Here is an 18,620-nt window from a genome sequence, read left to right as displayed (position 1 = left end):
GAATATGGTGAGGTGTTGTACAAGATTTTCCTGGCAGTGACGCCGTGAGAAATTTTACCGCAATTGCGCTAAGCGAAATACGGGACGCGGGCCACGGACGGCCCGCGCCGCCATTGAGCCACGGATGGCGAATTGGCGGTGTTCCCGTACTTCGCCAGGAATAAGGTTAAATTTCTCCGGCGCCACTGCGGAAAATCGGTACAATGGCTCACCATATGCATTCCGGCCATTTCCGAGCCTGTCTTATGATTCTTCATCCAGATACCGCTCCACACGATCCGGGGTGGTTAGCTGGACACTGGGGCTGTTGTAGTCCCAGAACTTATAAAAGGTCTCCTGGGTCAGGCTTCCGGCTCCCGGAACAGGCATTTCCAGACTGGTTTTATATTGATAGATAAAATTATCCTCTGTTCCTATCCACACCGTTAAGACCATTGCAGCCCTGTCCAACAGGCCCTGGGAGTAGCTGTCTTCAGGCAGTTCAATACCTGTAGGCGCCAGTTGGGCTATTTCGGAATCCTTGAGCTCAGCCTGAAGGACCAGACACTGTTGGCCCATTATTATTTCATTGGGAAGCTGGCGCATTTTTTCTGCGGCTGCGGTAAGCTTTTCGAATCCGGCAAAGGGGTCGGGGGGAACCTGGTCAGATCCGGCACGCCGCCACTTTCCGTATTTATTTACATAGAGCTTATCGTTCCACCGGTAATAGGTGTATTTCTTTTGCAGGATACTGGAATCAATGATAAAGCCTTTATCCCGGTCGACTGTACCCTGGTTGAACATACTGGTGGTCTTTCTTTTTTGTATTTTTGAGGAAGTCCAGCCCTGAAACCAGAACCTGCGGCCTTCGCGGTCGGTTTTGGCGGCAGCCTCTTTCAGGAGTTCCGCCGTATTTTCAGGGTCAGGCAAAAGCGTTTTCACCTTTTCCGTTACTGCACCCTGGGGCATAGTTTTAGGCCCAGACTTATAGGTACACCCACCGGAAAAAATAAGTATTACCAGGACTAGAAAGAACGGCAGCATGGTTTTCTTATACATCTGCACCACCCCTTTCCCTGGTGTGAGGTTGTCTTAGCCTGATGCCAATTCCTGTGAGTATCAGCAGCAGGGTTAGGCCGTATAAGGCCGGAACTACCGGCAGGCGGTGTTTCTCCAGCACCATGACCACATGCTTTTTATAGACGGAACCTGCCAACTCATTTTCCTGATCACCGTCAAAATCTGCCGCAGTCAGGTTAATCATTCCCGAGAACACCCGCCACTTTTGCTGCAGCCCCTGTGAAGTATATTCATAACCCGTCATGAAACGGGTCCTGTTGTTGCGGACATTACTCTTGGAGAGTGCGATAATGTGTGGCTTCTGATCCGGGCCCAGTGAGGCGAACCCCTCAAAACGGAAACTATCATCCGTGCTGGCCCAGAGTACTTTCCAGCTGCCTGCATCATCCAGTTTCAGGATCCTGGCCTGTTCAGTATTCAGCATCAGCTCATCTGTACCGTCGGCATCCACATCAGCCAGCAGCGCTTCAGCGCTGCTAATGTCAGGTATCTGTTCCCCGGTGATTTCGTTAATTAGTTTAATTTCACCTGAAGGGCTGACATTCAGTATCTGGAGTTTGGTCCCCAGGACTGCCAACTGGGCGGAGATGCCACTTAGCAGGCGTCCGGCGCCGAGAATGGCGGTAGCTTCTGTGGTCTCAGAGAATTGTTCTCCGGCAAAAGTTCCCTGCAATTGTGAATTTGTGATTTCAGCAGAGAGTTCGAAAGGTTCCGAGATCTTTACTGATGACACTGGAACATCCTTCGCTGGGGACGCCTCCTGCTGTTGAACCATGCCGTTTATCAGGCGGTTCCAGCTTTCCTGTCTCATTCGGGTACTATCCAGACTGAGGGCCAGGTTATAAAAAGGAGCATCTCCAAAACGCATAGTTTTGCTGACAATGTCGTCCAGGTCAGCGAGGGGATTGAGATTCTGTTTCAGGGTTTCTTCTGACCGGCTCCAGTCTGTGGTATAATAAGGGAAATTAATATAGTCCCTCTGCAGGGCACCGACCAAAAGCTTTGGTGAATAACCGGTGCTTTCCAACTGGTCAAAGGTCCGCCCGTTCCAGCCAAATACCATATATTCATTATTCTCATTCCACAGCAGTTTGTTTTCTTTATCTCTGTCCAGGGGGTTCTCGCGTGCTTTTTCCACAGCCTTTAGGTTTCCCTGGGTGATAATTTCTGCCATCCCATCTTCATTCAGGTCAGCAGACTGCAGCGGGAAGTAGTCGACAGTGCCGCCCTGCAGGTAGAGTACAGGGCTGCGCCACTTGATGCTGAATTCGCTCCAGAGAGGCACCTCGTCCAGGGTGATGCTGAAATTGATAACCAGGGCTACCAGGAACACTATAAGAAAACGGGTGGGTGCAATCCTGCCGAGGACCCGGCTGGTAAAACCCAGGATGATAAAAACGGCCAGCACTCCCGGTATCCTCAAATACCATTCCAGGAATGAGATGTTGTCCAGGGCTCTGACCATCAGCAGGAATGTCAGGCCCAGAACGCTCAGGTTCCTGCGGTGCGCAGGGGGCAGGGCGTAGACCAGCAGCCCGGCAATACTGAGAGAGAGAAGGATACCATAAAGAGACCAGTCAAGAATGGCCGGGACAATCAATAATTCATACAGTAGAAACAGGTAACCGGCAAAGACTATGTATATAAGGGTATTGACTGCAAATTTTGCCGGTCTATTCATTGGCGGCACCTCCTGCCTCGGCATCATTATAAGGCATTCCTGCCAGGAGGCCTGCCGCCAGCCAGAAATATGTACTCAAATAGGGTATTTCAAATATGTTCTCAACCCCGCTGTGAAACAGTACTGCCAGGAGACCGGTAAAAATTCCAGCGGCGGCATAACGCCAGCGTGGATCAGCCAGTGCCTGCCAGGCGCGATAACCCTGGTGCAGGACTGTGCCTACCAGCCAGAGAAACAGCCCCAGGCCGACCAACCCTGTTTCGGCAAGGGTTTTCATATAGTAATTGTCAACCGAAGGGGTCCCAAAAGCCCGGTCAGCCACAGCGCCGCCGTAATGTCCCAGGCCTGTGCCGAACAGGGGCTCAAGGGTCATCTGGTCATAAGCGTCCAGCCACCTTTTGATACGGCCGCTGGCAGCGCTTTTGGACATATATTCAGGAGTAAAAAGGTAAGAAATCCGGTTACTGACAGCCGGTACGAACAGAACTATCAGAATTACAGCTACAACCCCGGCAGCCAGCAGACGCCGGTCGAAAATAACCCCGATTACTGCCAGTGCAAAGGCAAAAGCCAGCCAAGCCCCCCGGGTCCCGGTAAACAGCAGGCACAGCACCAGTAAACCGGCAGCAGCCAGCCACAACAGTCTTTTCGGCCAGGTTTTTTCCGATGCTGCCAGTCCCAGAGCGATTGGGGCCAGAAATGCCATTTGGCCTGCCAGGGCATTAGGGCTGTTGATGATGGAAAAAGCCCTGGTACGCACGGCTTCACCGGCATCCACCCAGCGACCGGGCATGGGGACGCCGACAATGTACTGCCAGATGCCGTGGACAGCGAGTACCGTCCCTAAAATGACAGCAACTGTCAGCAGCAGTTTGGCATCTTCGTTTTTATGTATCAGGTAAAAGGCGGTGAAAAACACCAGCATATACTGGAACATAGCCCGGTAGCCTTCGATATTGATTTTCAGGTCAGTCAGATTTAGCGCTAAAAGAGCCAGGCCGGCTGCCATGACGAGACCCATCACTCTGGTAGTCCCGGTTGACCTTTCCGGGGGACTGAAAATAAGCTTAAGACCAAGTAGTGTCAACAGGGTAATCAGGGTAAGCTCGTCCCATAGTGAGCCAAAAACCGGGATGGGCAAAACACTGCGCAGTATATAGTCTATACCGGGGTAAAGCATCAGCAGGGAAAGCAGGGTAACCACAAACCTGTCTGTCAGTGAGCGTTCTTTCCACCAGAGCATTCTGAATCCTCCGTCCAGTAGTATATGTTATCCTGAGTATTATATCATATGATGCAGCAGCCTACAACGCAGCTTGGCGCATCCGGGCGATTCCTGTCAAAATTGGGTCGTGGCAGAACCGCACAAAATATTTTTTGATTCAGGTGAAGAATTTTTGCTCTTTTGTGCGTCTAAGGCTTGTGAAAGGGTTTGTAATAGTATTTTGCCGGTAAGCGCTGTAATGACAAATAAACGGGAGAGAGACTATGCCTGAACTTATTATAACTAAGGGTTTAAAGCACTCCTTCAACTTGGGCAAAATTGGAATTCCTGTTTTGTTCGGAATTGACATGAAAGTCCAGGATGGTGAATTTATAGCCCTTTGCGGCACCTCGGGGTCGGGAAAGTCAACTCTGCTTAATCTGGTTGGAGGCCTGATCAGACCGACCGGTGGTAAAATAATGTGCTGCGGCAGTGAGATCACAGAAATGAGTGAAGACCAGTTAAGCCTGTTTCGGCGGGAGCAGATAGGCTTTATTTTTCAGTCCTACAATCTGCTGCCTGACCTCACGGCATTAGAAAATGTAGAAATTCCCCTTATTTTTGCCGAGGTCCCGACAGCCAGGAGAAGAGATATGGCGCGGCAAGTCCTCGAAATGGTAGGCCTCTCGGGACGGGCTGACCATAAACCAAGTGAACTGAGTGGAGGACAGCAGCAGCGAGTCAGTATTGCCCGCGCACTGGTAAACAGTCCCCGGCTGGTGCTGGCCGATGAACCAACCGGAAACCTTGACAGCCGTACTGAACAGGAAATCATGGACCTGATGCAGGAAATGAACAGGGATAAGGGCCAGACCTTTGTGGTGGTAACCCATGACCATGCAGTTGCTGGGCGCGCCGACCGGGTGATTTATCTGAGAGATGGCCTGATAGACAGAGAAGAAGAGAGTAGTGGAGGCTTGTAATGACGTTTAGTGATACATTGAAAATTGTTACCCGCAACCTGAAGCGCCGTAAAGGGCGGACCCTGCTTACGGCTATAGGAGTTACCATTGGAACTGCAGCCATAGTTGCCATGATGTCTCTGGCTATCGGACTCAAGGAAAATGCAGTGCGCAGTATCAGTATGTTTGGCAGTCTTACAGAGATAGAGGTATATCCCAACTATGATGTGAATACCCACAGGCAGGTGAGCGAACTTGATGAAGGCGCTGCCGAAAAGATAAGGTCCATCCCGGGAGTCAAGGCAGTGATGCCCAAGTCAAGGTACAATTCGGGTCAGGTGGAACTGCAGGTTGACCGGAAGACGTGTGATACGGAGGTGATCGGGGTTGATGCCCTGGCAGGCATTAATTTTGACTATGATATGGCAGAAGGGAAATACCTCACAGGAGGCAGTAATGAAGCGGTAATAGGCTATTATGTGCCTGAAATGCTCCGGGAGAAGAGGCGTCCCCGCAGGGACTCCGGGGAGGAGCAGGAAATGTCAGCCGCTGCCCCGGCTGCGGTAGTCCCAGCGGATCGGTTGTCAGATGATGTTCCCAGGACTCCGCTGGTTAACCGCACAGTAACCCTGACCGCAGCCAAAACAGGTCCGGGGGGCGCAAGTGTTTCTAAGACCATAAAGGTGAAGGTGGTGGGTATGCTTTCAGAGACCCGGAGTTCTCCGGGTTCCAGCGTGGTTTATGTACCTTTGGATACGGTAAGGGAACTCAGTAACTGGGCCGGAGAATTACAAGGCGGGACCTCCCCGAGAGAAGGCCGGGAAAGCTACATGAACCTGGTTGTCAGAGTACCCGAAAGAGAGAGGGTTGAGTATGTGGTTGACCGCATCCGGGAAATGGGGTTTCGGGCGTTTTCACCGATTACTGAACTGAAGGAAATTAACAAGGCCTTTATTATAATTCAGATGATTCTGGGTGGTATCGGCGCCATTTCCCTGATGGTAGCTACAATAGGCATCATTAACACAATGGTCATGTCTATCCTGGAACGCACCAGGGAAATCGGTATCCTCAAGGTTCTGGGGGCGACAATTCCCAACATTCGCCAAATGTTTCTTATTGAGGCAGGTACGATTGGATTTCTCGGAGGTATGGCCGGTTTAGCCATTTCTTATGCAATTGCCGGAATCATTAATCTAATATACAGGAGCACCAATTTCCTGCAAATTCCTGAGGAAGCGGTGGGAAATATTGCAGTTATCCCGGTTTGGCTGGCTTTGTTTGCGCTCTCCTTTGCCACCCTGGTGGGAGTGCTGGCAGGGATATACCCTGCGGTCAGGGCAGCCAGGTTGAGCCCCCTGAATGCAATCAGGCAGGAATAGTTTAACGTGTTTCAGGAGTAGTTTAACGTGTTTTTTTGGAGGTACATATGAAAAAGAAGTATGTGGTCACAGGTATAACTATATTAGTAGGTGCAATAGTTTGCGGTATCGCTATGTGGAAGTACTCCGCCGCCAAATCCGCGCCGGCAGCCGTTAATGTTCCAACTGTAAAGGTCACCAGGGGCAGTGTGATTAAATCGGTGTTTGCTCAGGGGGTCATCTCCGATTCCTCCAGGGAGGAGTTAACCCCGGAGGTCAAAGCCAGAGTTACCGGGATTCTGGTTCAGGAAGGGCAAACGGTAAAGGCCGGGGACCTGCTTTTCACCATGGAAGATGAAGATGCCAGGCTTGCCCTGGAGCAGGCGGAACTGGAGTGTGAGAGCAGGAAACGGGATCTGGAAGAGGCATCCTTGGCCGCCGCTTCTGATTTGGTAACGGCTCAGGCTTCCGGGAGAGTAACACAGCTACTCGTTAAAGAAGGTGACAGGGTTGAAAAGAATACACCGGTGGCCAAAATTACCGATCCGGGTTTTCTGGAGGTAACGGCGCCCTTTGGGCCTATGGGTATTGAAAAAATTAGTAATGGATTAAAAGCAACGGTATGTCTTTCGGAGTTCATGTCTTACCTGGAGGGTATTGTTGTTGATGTTGACAGGGCCGGCAGGGCTGCTTCCGGTGGGGGAAAAATCTATGATGTTACCGTGCGCTTCAGGAATCCGGGTGCAGTGGCTGCAGGCAGTCAGGCTTCAGTCGCGGTTGCCCTTGCCGGGGGTGGAGCGGTCAATTCTTTCAGCAGCGCTGAGGTTGAGGAGCCTGATGTGGGTATCGCCAGAGCTGCTGCTCCCGGGGCTGTGCTGCAGCTGGAGGTCAGGGAGGGGCAGAATATCGTGAAAAATGATGTTATTGCCAGAATTGATACCAGTGAAAGCAGGGCGGAAATTGGCCGGTGCAGGCTTGCTCTGAGGCAGGCTGAACTGGCGTGGGAGATAAAACAGAATGAAATCGAGAAATACCGTGTTTATGCAGGACAGGAAGGCATTGTCACTGAACTTAACATCAGTTCCGGCCAGGAACCTCTTCAGGACCGACCGGCTATAGTTATCTCGGCAGCCCGGGGCATGGAACTAAAAGCAACGGTGGAAGAAGTCGATATGCCGGTACTCCGGTTAGGGCAGGAGGCAGCGGTTTATGCAGGAGCCTTTGGTAACCGGTCTTTTCCCGGGCAGGTGGTATATATCGCCAGCCAGGGTGAAGCTGAGGGCAGTAGTGTGGTATTTGAAACGAAGATTCAAATCGAGGCTCCCGGCCCTCTGAAGGTAGGAATGACCGGGGATGCAGATGTTATTATCGCAAAAAAAGAAGGAGTGCTGAGGTTACCGGTTTCGGCGGTTATTTTCGAAGGTCGCAAGTCTGTAGTAATGATACCCGGGCCTGAGGAGGCAAAGACCAGAACTGTGGATATCGGACTTAAGGGTGATGAGTATATTGAAATTGTAGGTGGAATAACAGAAGGGGAAGAAGTCCTGGAAAACCCTGCTTTTAGGACCGGAAAGTGAGCCAAATCACATACTTCCAAGGTCTCTTGTGGGATAATAGGCACTGAGGTGGTATTATGGTGTTTACAATTATGCTCAAAGTCTTGTTGTCCCTGACTGCCGGGCTGGTTTTCTGGTTTTTTGCCTTTATGGTTTTTATGGTATATGCATTTATGCCTATAAATAAAACCGCCAATTCAATCATCTTTGCCATTTTGGCTCCAACGATTTATCTCGTGGTAACAAATATAATTCTGAAAAAACTGTTTAAGGAAACAGGGCCCAAACAATTGGCCGTTAATTTTGTCATTACTCTTTTGAGTATGGGTTTTGCTTTGCTTGTAATAGACCTTTCGGCTAAAATCCTGTAACCATCAACAGAAAAGGGTAAATCCATCAAAAAAGAAGGAAATTTGGTTTATCGGGTGAATTTATTATATAAGGTAGTCTTTTTGGGGGGAGAAGGGTATCTTATGATTGTTCTGAGCCTGTTTAAGGCCGGTTATCCTTACAACAGAAGTCCTCACGGTATTTTAATGCGGTATCTGCAGAATTTCAGATACCTTTCATTTGTTGTTGCCGTTATCTGGACCAAACTGATGTTTATTTGGAAGTCCTTTGAACGGGACTTTTCTTTATCTGCCTTTAGTGCATTGATTATAGCGGGTTTTGTATATCTCCTGGCTGCAGAATGGATCATGTTTTCAGTTTATTCCAGGGCTTTGCGATTTGATGGCCAGGTGGTGTTGTTTTTTGCAGTGGCAGATGTGGTTTTTAGCTCTGCAGGTGTTTACCTGTCGGGTGGCATTGTCAGTCCCTTTTTGCTGCTGTACCTGTTAGCTCTGGTTAACTGCCGGATTGTATATGGCGCAAAATATGGGGTCATTGTGACAGTGATATGTTTGGGAACATATCTCGGCACTGTTATGGCGTCCCCAGGCTACCACCCGCTGAAACCGTTTAATTTTGCGGCAGTTATATTACCCCTGTATTTTGCCTTTTCACATTATGTTGGTATTATGATCCAGACAGAGAGCGATACCCAAAGGGAAAAAAACATACTTGACCAGGAATACCGGAAGAGTAAACTCCTCTACAGGTTTAGTAAGGAACTGAATCAGGCCCGGGACTTTCAGACAATATGTGACCTGCTCTTTGAGACAATAGATCCGGTTATACCAGTTAAGGGGATAAAAGTGTTTTTCGGCCCCGGTGATAACGGAATATGTTCAGAAATATATTCTTACGAATCTGAACAGGTTGACTGGGGTGTCGAACTGGGATTTGAGACCGGGGAAGAACTCAGACCTGAAATTCTAAAAAACCTCGGCTATGATTTCGGGTTCTTTATTTTACCACTGGGTAACAAGGCGGAATCGGGTATCATTATTATCCGCGGGCAGCGGGATTACCTGCAGGCAGATTATTACGAAAGATACCTCAAAACGGTTGCTGAAATCGCTGCCGCAGGTTTCCGGAATGTTGCCCACCTCAAAAGACTGGAGATGCAGTCTGCATCTGACGGGTTAACCGGGTTGTTTAATAATGCATATTTTTACCAGCGTCTGGGGGAGATGGTGAAAAAGACAGAGAGATATCATCTTAAGTTTGTTGTTGCCATGATGGACCTGGATTACTTCAAAAAAGTTAATGACAGGTATGGGCATGTTTTTGGAGATATGGTTCTGAAAGAACTGGCCGTCCTGGTCAGGGATAAGGTGCGGGCTTCAGACCTGGTAGCCAGGTATGGTGGAGAGGAATTTGCGGTTATTATGCCACATACCGAGCTTACCGGCGCGTATCAACTTATGGAGAGGCTGCGCAGTACTGTGGAAGCACATGTTTTTCAATATAAGGGAAATTCCTGTAAGATGACCTTGAGTATCGGCCTGGCGGCGTGGAAACCATCCATGGGAGTCAAGGAGATTGTTCAAATCGCTGATGATGCCCTTTACATGGCTAAAGGCAGCGGCCGCAACAGAGTTGTCTGCTTTGGTCCCCGCGGACCGGGAGTGAATATCCAAAAGAACACCGGCTAAAAATTGCGTTTAATTAACAAAAAGCAGCTTGCCAGTATGGCTGAGCTGCTTTTTTCGGTCAGGAGGAAAGTGAAAAATAAGGGTCACATTTTGCTCATCATGCTGTAAAGCTCTGCTTCATTATCAACCAGAATCTTGTCAAGTTCTCCAATACACTCATTAAATAGGGTGATTTTTTCTCCAAGGACGGAAAATATTTTTTCTTCAATAGTATCCTTCATGATAAAGTTATATATATATACATTGCTGGATTTTTGTCCGATCCTGTCAATCCGGCCAATTCGCTGTTCAACCTTCATGGGGTTCCAGGGCAGGTCAAAATTGACAATAACATCACAGTACTGGAAGTTTAGACCCTGGGAACCGGAATCAGTACAAATCATCACCGGGATATCCCTTTTTTCAAAGAGGTGTTTTACCCATTCTTTTTGGTTCCTCCCCAGTTTCCCATTGAAGAGAATAAACCTGATATTATGCATCATTAGGTAACGGGCGATATAGTGCTGTGTCTGAATATATTCTGTAAATACCAAAATTTTTCCCTTGTGGTTTCTGAGAATCATTTCCAGGTTTTTCAGCTTTGCGGAGATGTCGCATTCTTCTAAAAGAGCCAGGATCTCGGTATCCCCCTTTTTTTGCAGGGTATCATAGAGTGCTGAGTAGCTGCTACAGAATTCCTTACGCAGCAGCAGTGAAAGGAATGTGCCCGGGTATAATTTGATTTTGGCGTAGATTTGTTTGTCGAGTTCAGTCGTATCCACCGGAATCAGGCTCACTTTGCGGGAGATGTTTTTAACTCCCAGTTCCCGGGTCAGGTTTCGAATCATAACATCCTGAAGTTTCTCCCGCATTTCACTTATCAGTGATTTGGGATTCAACTGGTAGTGGTTGAGAAAGCTGGTGTAATCAGGGAACAGCTCCGGTTTCAGAAGGCACACCAGGTTATATACTTCCTCAAGCTTGTTATGCAGAGGTGTTGCCGTAAGCAGGACAAGCCCACTGGTGTTGAGTTTGGATACAAAGGTCCAGTTCCCGGTTTTTCGGTTTTTCAGTTTATGGGCCTCATCTATGACTACCAGATCGTATTTATTTTCCAGGATAAGCGTGCTGTGTTCTTCTCTTTTTGCCTTGTCCAGAGACCCGATGACAAAGTTTCCGGACCAGGCCCAGGGGCCTTTGCGGCTGACCCAAAAGTTAAGCCCAAATTTTTCGTTTAATTCTGACCACCACTGCTGGACCAGCGAGGCCGGGGTCAGAATGAGGACTTTTTTTGCCTGCCCGGTGGCAATCATTTCTTTAATAATGAGCCCTGCTTCAATGGTTTTGCCAAGTCCGACCTCATCGGCAATCAGGGCCCGGCAGTCCATATCCCGGAGAACTCTTTTGGCTGTCTGTACCTGGTAATCATGTGGTTCGAAAGGCAGTTCAGGGAGACATGCTAACAAAGGACCACCTCCTTATTGTCCTTTTATAGTATGGCTTTTTAAGTGTGTTACAATAGGAGGTAAGTTGTAGATGGAATGGTGAACCTGTCCAACTGGCAATACTAAGCCGGACTGCAAACTAGGTGTAACGGAGGTGTAAACTGTGTCAGAAGAAAGAATCAGGTATAACGAATATTCATCTTACCTGAAAAATAAGTATGGTGAAAAGGTCTACAAGCTGCCTGTCAACCTTCCCGGCACCTGTCCTAACAGGGACGGAACACTTGGCACCGGGGGCTGTATTTTCTGTGACGAAGAAGGGGCTGGTTTTGAATGTCTGCCCAGCAGTATGGATATTCCCCGCCAGCTTGAGCAAAACAAGGCTTTTTTTAGAAAAAGGTTTAATGCGAGACGCTTTTTTGCCTATTTTCAGGCATTTACCAATACATATTGTGATTTGGAAACCTTCAGGCAAAATGTCCTGGCAGCCGCCGCTGTCCCTGATATTATCGGAATTTCAATATCCACACGACCGGACTGCATTAGTGACCCTTATCTTGATTTCCTGCAAGACATTCAGGAGGAGAAAGGCCTTGATATCAATATCGAGCTCGGGCTGCAGACGGTTAATTATCATACCCTGCAAAGGATAAACCGGGGCCATTCGCTGGCAGAGTTTATTGATGCGGTTCTCAGGACTAAAAAAAGGTCGATCGACACAGTTATCCACCTAATCCTGAATCTACCCTGGGATGATGAAATAGATGTTATCGAATCTGCCAAGGTGTGTTCTGCGCTGGGAGTCGATTATGTCAAGCTTCATTCCCTGTATATTATCAGGGATACCTTATTGGGCCAGATGTACAAGAATGGTGAGTTTGAGGTGATTTCCCTTGACGAGTATATTAACAGGGTAGTTCTTTTTCTGGAGTACCTCGATCCCCGTATTGTTATCCAGAGACTTGTCGGCAAGGGCCCCCAGGGCAGCCTTTATTTCTGCAACTGGAGTACCAGCTGGTGGAAAATCAGAAGAAGGATAGAGGAAGTGATGGCAGAAAGGGATACCTGGCAGGGTAAAAAATTCAATTATACCAATGGAGCTGCTTTCAGAACAACTTCTCACCCAGAGTGAGAAGGACTTCAAAGACAAAAAGAGCAACAATAGCGACTTCCAGCAGCATTGAACGGTGGTTGATGACCTCATCACTGAGCATGGCATAATTACCCTGTATCAACTTCACCTTATGCTGGAACTGAAAAACCCCGGAGCTCTTGGTAACTGATATCCTCAGGCAGCCCTATTTTCAGCACAAGACTCACGACCCCTAGGTCATATATCCTGGCCGATACAATCACTTCGTATGAGTCCCCGTTTAGGTGAATATCACTGGACCCTAATTCAACTGTTACCGGAGGGTTGCCTATATGGATGGATTTTGGCCTGACACGGCTCAACCGCATACGGGAGGTGGGCTTTTCCGGTGATAGGATTCGTTCCACACCCCTCAGGTCGATTTCATCGGTAATGTCAAAAATGCGGTAAACCCATACTGAGTTTTTGAATGGTGAAATATTCATAAAGCAGCTCCTTTTGACAAAGAGGAAGTTGTTTTTGTATTGTTTCAATTCATTTTGCCTAAGATTTTTGCTTAGGATACATCAAATTTAGTATTTAGCATATCACTTATTTGGTGCATAAAATGATTAAAGAGTAGAAGTTAATTAGGAGGTATGCTTGATATGTTTTACAGAGGACTGCCAATAAATCCATATGCAGCGAATAATCCTTACGGGCCGGTCGGCGGCTCCGGTGGTTACCCAATGGGTGGTTATCCCGCAGGCGCTTATCCTGGGAGCGGGCACATGATGTTTTCAGATTTCAATAAATTTATCTGCGACTTGGCAACTGCTATAAATGACGAGTATGAAGCGGCTAAATTCTACACGGAACTGGCTGCTATTGCGCCCTGTGAGGAGGCCAGGGATTTTATCATCCATGCCAGGGATGATGAGAAGAAGCATTACAGCATGTTTTGCCGGCTTTACCTGGAACTGACAGGAAGACAGCCTGTGGTTGCAGAACCACATATTAAAACACCGGCATTTTGCACCGGGGTGATGGAATCTGTAAAAGATGAACTGGAGGCAGCCGAGATGTATAGGGAAATGCTTCTGGCAACAACAAGTATGAAGGTAAGGGATATCATGTTTGTGGCCATGACAGATGAGATGGAGCATGCCACCAGGTTCACTTTTGTCTACAGTATGGCAGACTGCCACGTGGATGAATGTGAGGCGGATTAGTTTCTGGAGTAGGAGGAGTATTCCACAAGTTAAAAGTGGCAGGTTTAATTTTGAGCATAAATTAGGGAAGTGGCAGATATGTTCCGGAAGAACGAGTCTGACGTCCGTTTGTCGGTTCCCGCTATGCGGGAACCGGTAACAAACTGAGTCGTAGCCGTTCTGGAGGAATGTGTCTGCCACTTCCTATATTTCATAGCTAAAAAGAATACCTGCCGTTAACTTGTGGGATACTGCCTATCTCTCGTAATCGTTCATAACCAGCCCGGTGATCACCTTGGGGTAAAAGAAGGTTGATTTCTGAGGCATTTTTTCTCCGCCGGTGGCAATGTCGGTAACTTCCTGCACCTTGGTTGCATTCATGTAAAACACTAGCTGGGCTTCACCGCTATCCACAAAGTTCCTGGCTGCTGCTTCATCCCTGACATAAACAAGATTGCTTTCATCTGCCCTCTGCTTACTTCCTATGCCAAGGTATTTTTCCAGAATCAGTGTATGCAGTATAGTAACATCAAGCCGTTTCCATCCGGCTGAGTGTTCATTATCAGTCAGTGGGTTTACTTTCCCGGGTTCCGTCAGGGTTAAAATATAGTATTTGCTGTCACCTGCATAAACACCAAAGGAAGGCCCAGCCGTACCGTTGGCTTCCAGCAGCTCTGTAAATTTTTCGGGTGATGTTCCGGCAGGGAGTTCAGTAACCGAAAAATCTGTACTCAGTCTGTTGAGGAGGCCGGTGACATCAAGGTCGGCAATATTTTTAACTACCCGGTGGGTGGGGAAGACTACCAGTCCTTTATTATACAGGTTCACCAGGCAGACCATCAGGTAGTCATAACCTTCTTTACCCTGGGCTGCCATTTCCCTGCCAAAATTAACGGCAGTTTCGTATCTGTGATGACCGTCGGCAATAAATATTTTTTCACCAGACATCTTTTCTTTTATCAATCCCAGAGCTATTTCGTCTGAGATGACCCAGAGTCTGTTAATTACACCCTGGCTGTCGGTAACCTCAGCATCCGGCTGACGGGTTCCTCTGGCATTTTCCAGGGTATTTTCGATAACATGATCTCTATCGGCATAGAGACCGAAAATAGGACTGAAGTTAGCCATTGTTGCCTTCATCAGATTAAGGCGGTCAGCCTTGTGTTTTGGCAGTGTTTCCTCATGAGGCAGGACCTCGCCTTTACTATAGTCGTTGGCTTGTACACCGGCAATAAAACCGCTGCGGATTTTCTTCTCTCCCTTAACATCAAACTCCTGTTCATACAGATAAACAGAGGGTTTCTCTTCGTGTTTGAGAACCCCTGATTTAAGCCATTCCTCCAGGTGTTTGGCTGCTCTGGTATACCTGTTATCATCATCTGAATCCCCGGGAAAGTTTTTGCCTAATTCGAGTCTGATGACATTATAGGGATTTTTTTCGTAGAAATAATCCTGCCCTGACGCATCTATGACGTCATAGGGAGGGGTGATTACATCATTAATATCAACTCTTTCGGAGTTATATCTGATACCCCTGAATGGAATTATTGTCGCCAATTGTAGAACCTCCTTAGTGTAATCAAATATGAAAAGGTTTTAGGTTATCATTCCCATCTATTTTAATATATTCTTACCTAAATTTCAATTTGAAGTTATTTTTTTACAGTGAATTGTTGATTGAAGGAAGGCGATGCGCGAAAAATGTCGAAATAATCTAGATAACAAAATTAATTAAGACCAGGGGGACCTGAAGTTGGGTAAAAAAACTCTGATAATCTTTTTCATACTTTTTCTGGCATTTGTGAATCAAGGGTGTGTGGTATCCAAACAAGTTGGGGTCACAGGATTTCCATATATTCTGAGGGAGTCAAAAATTTTAATGGACCAGACTTTTTACAGTGCAGGTGCGAAAGAATCCGGAGACAGTGCAAAATCAACCGGCAGTGAAATGACTGTAAAAATAGAACCTAACTCAGATGAAGCAGCAGGCGGGACGAAAAAGGTGTACCTTACTTTTGACGATGGTCCTGACAGTGTTGTTACGCCATTGATACTTGACACCCTGGACAGTTACGGTATAAGAGCGACTTTCTTTGTTGTAGGGACCGAAATCGAGAAGCATCCTGAGATATTGCGGGATATGGCCGAAAGAGGCCATTCTATAGGAAATCATACTTTTAATCACCGGTATCAGGGGATTTATTCCGGAAAGAACAGTTTGATGGAATCCTTAAGAAAAAATGAAGAAACCATTTTTCGGATTACCGGGAAGAGACCTCAAATTGTAAGAGACCCCGGAGGAGCAGTCCGTAAAAGCGGATCTGCGAAGAAATTTCTCGCTGAAGAGGGTTACCGGCTTGTGGACTGGAACGTAGAGTCATATGACTCCAGAAAACCATACCTGACTGCTCCGGAGATAATTGAAAAAATCCGGCAGCAGAGCCTGAAAGAAGACCTGTGGCCGGAAATGATAATAATTATGCATGATGGAACGGGACACATGGCAACAGCCAGAGCCCTGCCCACCGTTATTGGTATGCTGCAGAACCAGGGTTTTCAGTTTGAGACCATGAAGTAATAACAATATATGTATCTAAGCCCGGAGGCGCAGTTATAAGAGCGCTGCTATTTTGGACGCCAGGTCTTTTACTGTCTCAATATTTTCTGATTCAATTTCAATTTCCAGTTCATCAGATGAAACCTCTATTTCAATTTCAGCTCCGGCCTCTTCGGTAACTTCGGCGGCCGGCTCTGTTTTATTACCCTTTGGCGGCGGAGTTTTTCCTGCTCTAAACAGCGTTATTTCATCTGATTCGATTTTTTTAATAGCAAAGCCAAGGTCCTTGGTAAGTTGTTTCAGCAGTCCCAGCAGGGTTTTAGCATCCACTTTATCTTTGATCTTTATTTTTGCTTCAAACTCAATATGCTTTTTGGACATTAATTAACCTCCTCATCTCAATATATTTATCTGCTTAATATCTTGTGTTTAATTATACCAGAAATTACGCCAAAAAGCCTCACCAATGTCCGGTTCTTTTCAGAAAATCTGTTCCCCAAATTAAAGAGGGATGAGTATTTCCTTAGAAATAAACTCATCCCGGCTCATTTCATACCTTTTTAGTTAATGCCTGCTATTGATTAAGGTCTTTGTTAGTATTAAATGCGGAACGGCCTGTAGGGATGTCCCCAGGGTTCCCTGATTGTCCCGAAAAGCCGAATTGCCCTGTTTGTGCGGGCATACCGTACTGTCCGCCTGAACTGAACTGACCGGTTTGACCATAGCTTGGAGTGGAAATGGTCCTTTGAGACCAGTCAGTTGCCGGCTGATAAGAGCCCTGGATTCCACCGCTAAACCCGGCCTGAGTCATGGAAAGGGAACTAACCTGGTTTGACATCTGGGACATCAGGCTGTTCATCTGGGACATTTGCTGGCTTAGCTGTGATGCCATTTGCTGAATTTGCTGGGCCTGCTGGCTTGCATTACGTTCAACCTGCTGCAGTTGCTGCATTTGACTCTGAATTTGCTGGTGAAAAGTCATTTTATCACCTCCTTAAATTTATAGTAAGTAAAAAGCCACTTTCAAGTCTAGTATTTTACAGCATTACCAAACATATTTGTGGCAATATATGGTATTATATTATTGATTGATAACTAACGCCGTTTTGCAGCGATTCCGAGAGGGGATGCCAAAAATTTACTTCCGTGCATTATACTTAAAAATCAGACCATGTTCAGCCTTCTGTTTGCTGCTGTCAGCAGCGCTGGTTCTAAGCGCCTTGATACCGACAGGCTGTGGACTAATAAACCTTGGTGCAGACCAGGCTGTTCCGGCTGCCGGTTCGGCTGTATCCGAAACAGTGTATCTGCCGCCTGAAACAATTAAAATCAGTATTGCACTGGCGGGAGATATCATGGTACATTCTGACCAATTAGCTTATGCCTATGACCGGCAAACAGGAACGTATTCCTTTACTGGTGTGTTTGATGAAGTGGCCGATTATCTGGGGGCAGCAGACATTACCATTGCAAACCTGGAAACGACACTGGCAGGGCGGGAGCAGGGATATACCGGCTACCCTAAGTTCAACAGTCCGGAAGAAATCCTCTTATCCCTGAGGGAAGCAGGTATTGATGTGCTGACAACGGCTAACAACCATTCCCTGGACAGAGGAGAGTATGGTGTTCTGAAAACAATTGAACACCTGGATGAGGCCGGAATTTTGCACACCGGAACCAGTGTGTCTGCCGAGAGCCGCCAGACGCCACTGATAGTGGATATTAAGGGTGTAAAACTGGGCATCCTGTCATACACATATGGCACTAATGGGCTTCCGGTTCCGAAGGGCAAGGAATATCTGGTGAATCTGCTGGATATGCGGCAGGTGAGGCAGGATATCGAAGTCCTGCGGGAAAAGGGAGCAGAAGTTATAATTATCAGCCCCCATCATGGGGTAGAGTACCGCCGCACTCCCGGTGAGACGGAGAGGCAGATGGTTGAGGAATTATTCGCTGCCGGTGCTGACATAGTTGCCGGAAGCCATACCCATGTTATCCAGCCTATGGCTGTACGGGATACAGAACGGGAGGGAGGCCTGTTTGCAGCTTATTCCCTGGGGAACTTTGTCTCAGGGCAAAAGGGCAGATACAGGGATACCGGTATAATTGTAACCCTTACCTTAGAAAAAGAAATTGAAACCGGCGGCATTCAGTTGGACAGCGCAGAATACGTGCCAGTATGGGTACACAGGTACAGAGAAAGCGGCCGGACTAAATCCAGGGTAATTCCTGTCGAAAAGGCAATCACCGATTACCGGATGACCACCGATGCCAGGATTACCTCCGAAGACTATCAAAGGCTGCTGCAGGTATGGGATGAGACCCTTACTCACCTGGCAGGCCCGAACGGGCCTGAGGTCCGCCATATATAAGCAAAAGTTTCTAACTTCAGGTGGAGTTTCGACTTTGCCTGAAGTAATATTTTTTCAGCCTTTTTGGAAAAGATATATGGTAAGTTGTTGTACAACGACTCACCATATGTCATGGTTATTTG

At 47.3% G+C, this 18,620-nt stretch carries 17 protein-coding genes; 9 read left to right on the top strand and 8 right to left on the bottom strand.

Features of this window, described 5'->3' with window-relative positions; translation table 11 throughout:
• Positions 1-243 precede the first annotated feature (243 nt).
• The 3 genes from Ga0451573_RS07025 to Ga0451573_RS07015 are packed head-to-tail and all read right to left on the bottom strand — an operon-like array spanning position 244 to position 3,983.
• The gene (locus tag Ga0451573_RS07025) at positions 244-1,038 is read right to left on the bottom strand and encodes a hypothetical protein (protein WP_231683178.1); all 795 of its coding nucleotides are present in this window, start codon (positions 1,036-1,038) and stop codon (positions 244-246) included.
• Positions 1,031-2,740, bottom strand: coding sequence for a hypothetical protein (locus Ga0451573_RS07020; RefSeq protein ID WP_231683177.1), 1,710 nt, complete (start codon positions 2,738-2,740; stop codon positions 1,031-1,033). The genes Ga0451573_RS07025 and Ga0451573_RS07020 overlap by 8 nt, the downstream gene beginning before the upstream one ends.
• Complete coding sequence (locus tag Ga0451573_RS07015; RefSeq protein ID WP_231683176.1) at positions 2,733-3,983, bottom strand: O-antigen ligase family protein; 1,251 nt, start codon at positions 3,981-3,983, stop codon at positions 2,733-2,735. Before Ga0451573_RS07015 ends, Ga0451573_RS07020 begins: the two co-directional genes overlap by 8 nt.
• A 245-nt stretch (positions 3,984-4,228) precedes the next feature.
• Between Ga0451573_RS07015 and Ga0451573_RS07010 the strand changes: the two genes are divergently transcribed.
• The 5 genes from Ga0451573_RS07010 (at position 4,229) to Ga0451573_RS06990 (ending at position 9,862) form a co-directional block, all read left to right on the top strand.
• Positions 4,229-4,927 (top strand): ABC transporter ATP-binding protein, encoded by a 699-nt coding sequence (locus Ga0451573_RS07010; RefSeq protein WP_231683175.1) that lies wholly within the window; start codon positions 4,229-4,231, stop codon positions 4,925-4,927.
• Entirely contained in the window at positions 4,927-6,288 is a 1,362-nt protein-coding gene (locus Ga0451573_RS07005) for an ABC transporter permease (protein ID WP_231683174.1), read from the top strand. Before Ga0451573_RS07010 ends, Ga0451573_RS07005 begins: the two co-directional genes overlap by 1 nt.
• A gap of 47 nt (positions 6,289-6,335) precedes the next feature.
• The gene (locus Ga0451573_RS07000) at positions 6,336-7,844 is read left to right on the top strand and encodes an efflux RND transporter periplasmic adaptor subunit (protein WP_231683173.1); all 1,509 of its coding nucleotides are present in this window, start codon (positions 6,336-6,338) and stop codon (positions 7,842-7,844) included.
• A 56-nt stretch (positions 7,845-7,900) separates the two neighbouring features.
• A complete protein-coding gene (locus Ga0451573_RS06995; protein WP_231683172.1) occupies positions 7,901-8,194 on the top strand; it encodes a hypothetical protein in 294 nt (97 codons plus the stop codon).
• A gap of 102 nt (positions 8,195-8,296) precedes the next feature.
• Positions 8,297-9,862: a GGDEF domain-containing protein gene (locus tag Ga0451573_RS06990; RefSeq protein ID WP_231683171.1), complete on the top strand. Its 1,566-nt coding sequence runs from the start codon at positions 8,297-8,299 to the stop codon at positions 9,860-9,862.
• 83 nt (positions 9,863-9,945) lie between these two features.
• On the opposite strand, the gene Ga0451573_RS06985 is transcribed toward Ga0451573_RS06990, so the two are convergent.
• A complete protein-coding gene (locus Ga0451573_RS06985) occupies positions 9,946-11,307 on the bottom strand; it encodes a DEAD/DEAH box helicase (protein WP_231683170.1) in 1,362 nt (453 codons plus the stop codon).
• A 142-nt stretch (positions 11,308-11,449) separates the two neighbouring features.
• Between Ga0451573_RS06985 and mnmL the strand changes: the two genes are divergently transcribed.
• Positions 11,450-12,418, top strand: a complete 969-nt coding sequence (gene mnmL / locus Ga0451573_RS06980; RefSeq protein WP_231683169.1) for a tRNA modification radical SAM protein MnmL/YtqA — start codon at positions 11,450-11,452, stop codon at positions 12,416-12,418.
• A 110-nt stretch (positions 12,419-12,528) separates the two neighbouring features.
• Here the strand turns inward: mnmL and Ga0451573_RS06975 are convergent, their stop codons facing one another.
• Entirely contained in the window at positions 12,529-12,864 is a 336-nt protein-coding gene (locus Ga0451573_RS06975) for a hypothetical protein (protein WP_231683168.1), read from the bottom strand.
• 162 nt (positions 12,865-13,026) lie between these two features.
• Here Ga0451573_RS06975 and Ga0451573_RS06970 point away from each other — a divergent pair, with 162 nt between their 5' ends.
• Positions 13,027-13,590 (top strand): ferritin-like domain-containing protein, encoded by a 564-nt coding sequence (locus Ga0451573_RS06970; protein WP_231683167.1) that lies wholly within the window; start codon positions 13,027-13,029, stop codon positions 13,588-13,590.
• A 234-nt stretch (positions 13,591-13,824) separates the two neighbouring features.
• On the opposite strand, the gene Ga0451573_RS06965 is transcribed toward Ga0451573_RS06970, so the two are convergent.
• Positions 13,825-15,126, bottom strand: a complete 1,302-nt coding sequence (locus Ga0451573_RS06965; protein WP_231683166.1) for a DUF1015 domain-containing protein — start codon at positions 15,124-15,126, stop codon at positions 13,825-13,827.
• Positions 15,127-15,322: 196 nt separating this feature from the next.
• On the opposite strand from Ga0451573_RS06965, the gene Ga0451573_RS06960 reads away from it, so the two are divergent.
• Positions 15,323-16,147, top strand: coding sequence for a polysaccharide deacetylase family protein (locus Ga0451573_RS06960; RefSeq protein ID WP_231683165.1), 825 nt, complete (start codon positions 15,323-15,325; stop codon positions 16,145-16,147).
• Positions 16,148-16,180: 33 nt separating this feature from the next.
• On the opposite strand, the gene Ga0451573_RS06955 is transcribed toward Ga0451573_RS06960, so the two are convergent.
• Both Ga0451573_RS06955 and Ga0451573_RS06950 read right to left on the bottom strand, forming a co-directional pair.
• Positions 16,181-16,507 carry a hypothetical protein gene (locus Ga0451573_RS06955; protein WP_231683164.1) on the bottom strand — a complete coding sequence of 109 codons (327 nt, stop codon included), beginning with the start codon at positions 16,505-16,507 and terminating at the stop codon, positions 16,181-16,183.
• 193 nt (positions 16,508-16,700) lie between these two features.
• Entirely contained in the window at positions 16,701-17,108 is a 408-nt protein-coding gene (locus Ga0451573_RS06950) for a hypothetical protein (RefSeq protein ID WP_231683163.1), read from the bottom strand.
• Positions 17,109-17,253: 145 nt separating this feature from the next.
• On the opposite strand from Ga0451573_RS06950, the gene Ga0451573_RS06945 reads away from it, so the two are divergent.
• Positions 17,254-18,498, top strand: a complete 1,245-nt coding sequence (locus Ga0451573_RS06945; RefSeq protein ID WP_231683162.1) for a CapA family protein — start codon at positions 17,254-17,256, stop codon at positions 18,496-18,498.
• Positions 18,499-18,620: the final 122 nt, after the last annotated feature.

Source organism: Phosphitispora fastidiosa (assembly GCF_019008365.1).
Lineage (GTDB): Bacteria > Bacillota > Thermincolia > Thermincolales > UBA2595 > Phosphitispora > Phosphitispora fastidiosa.
Note: the sequence above shows the minus strand (reverse complement) of the source record. Positions and strands in the feature narration are given on the sequence as shown.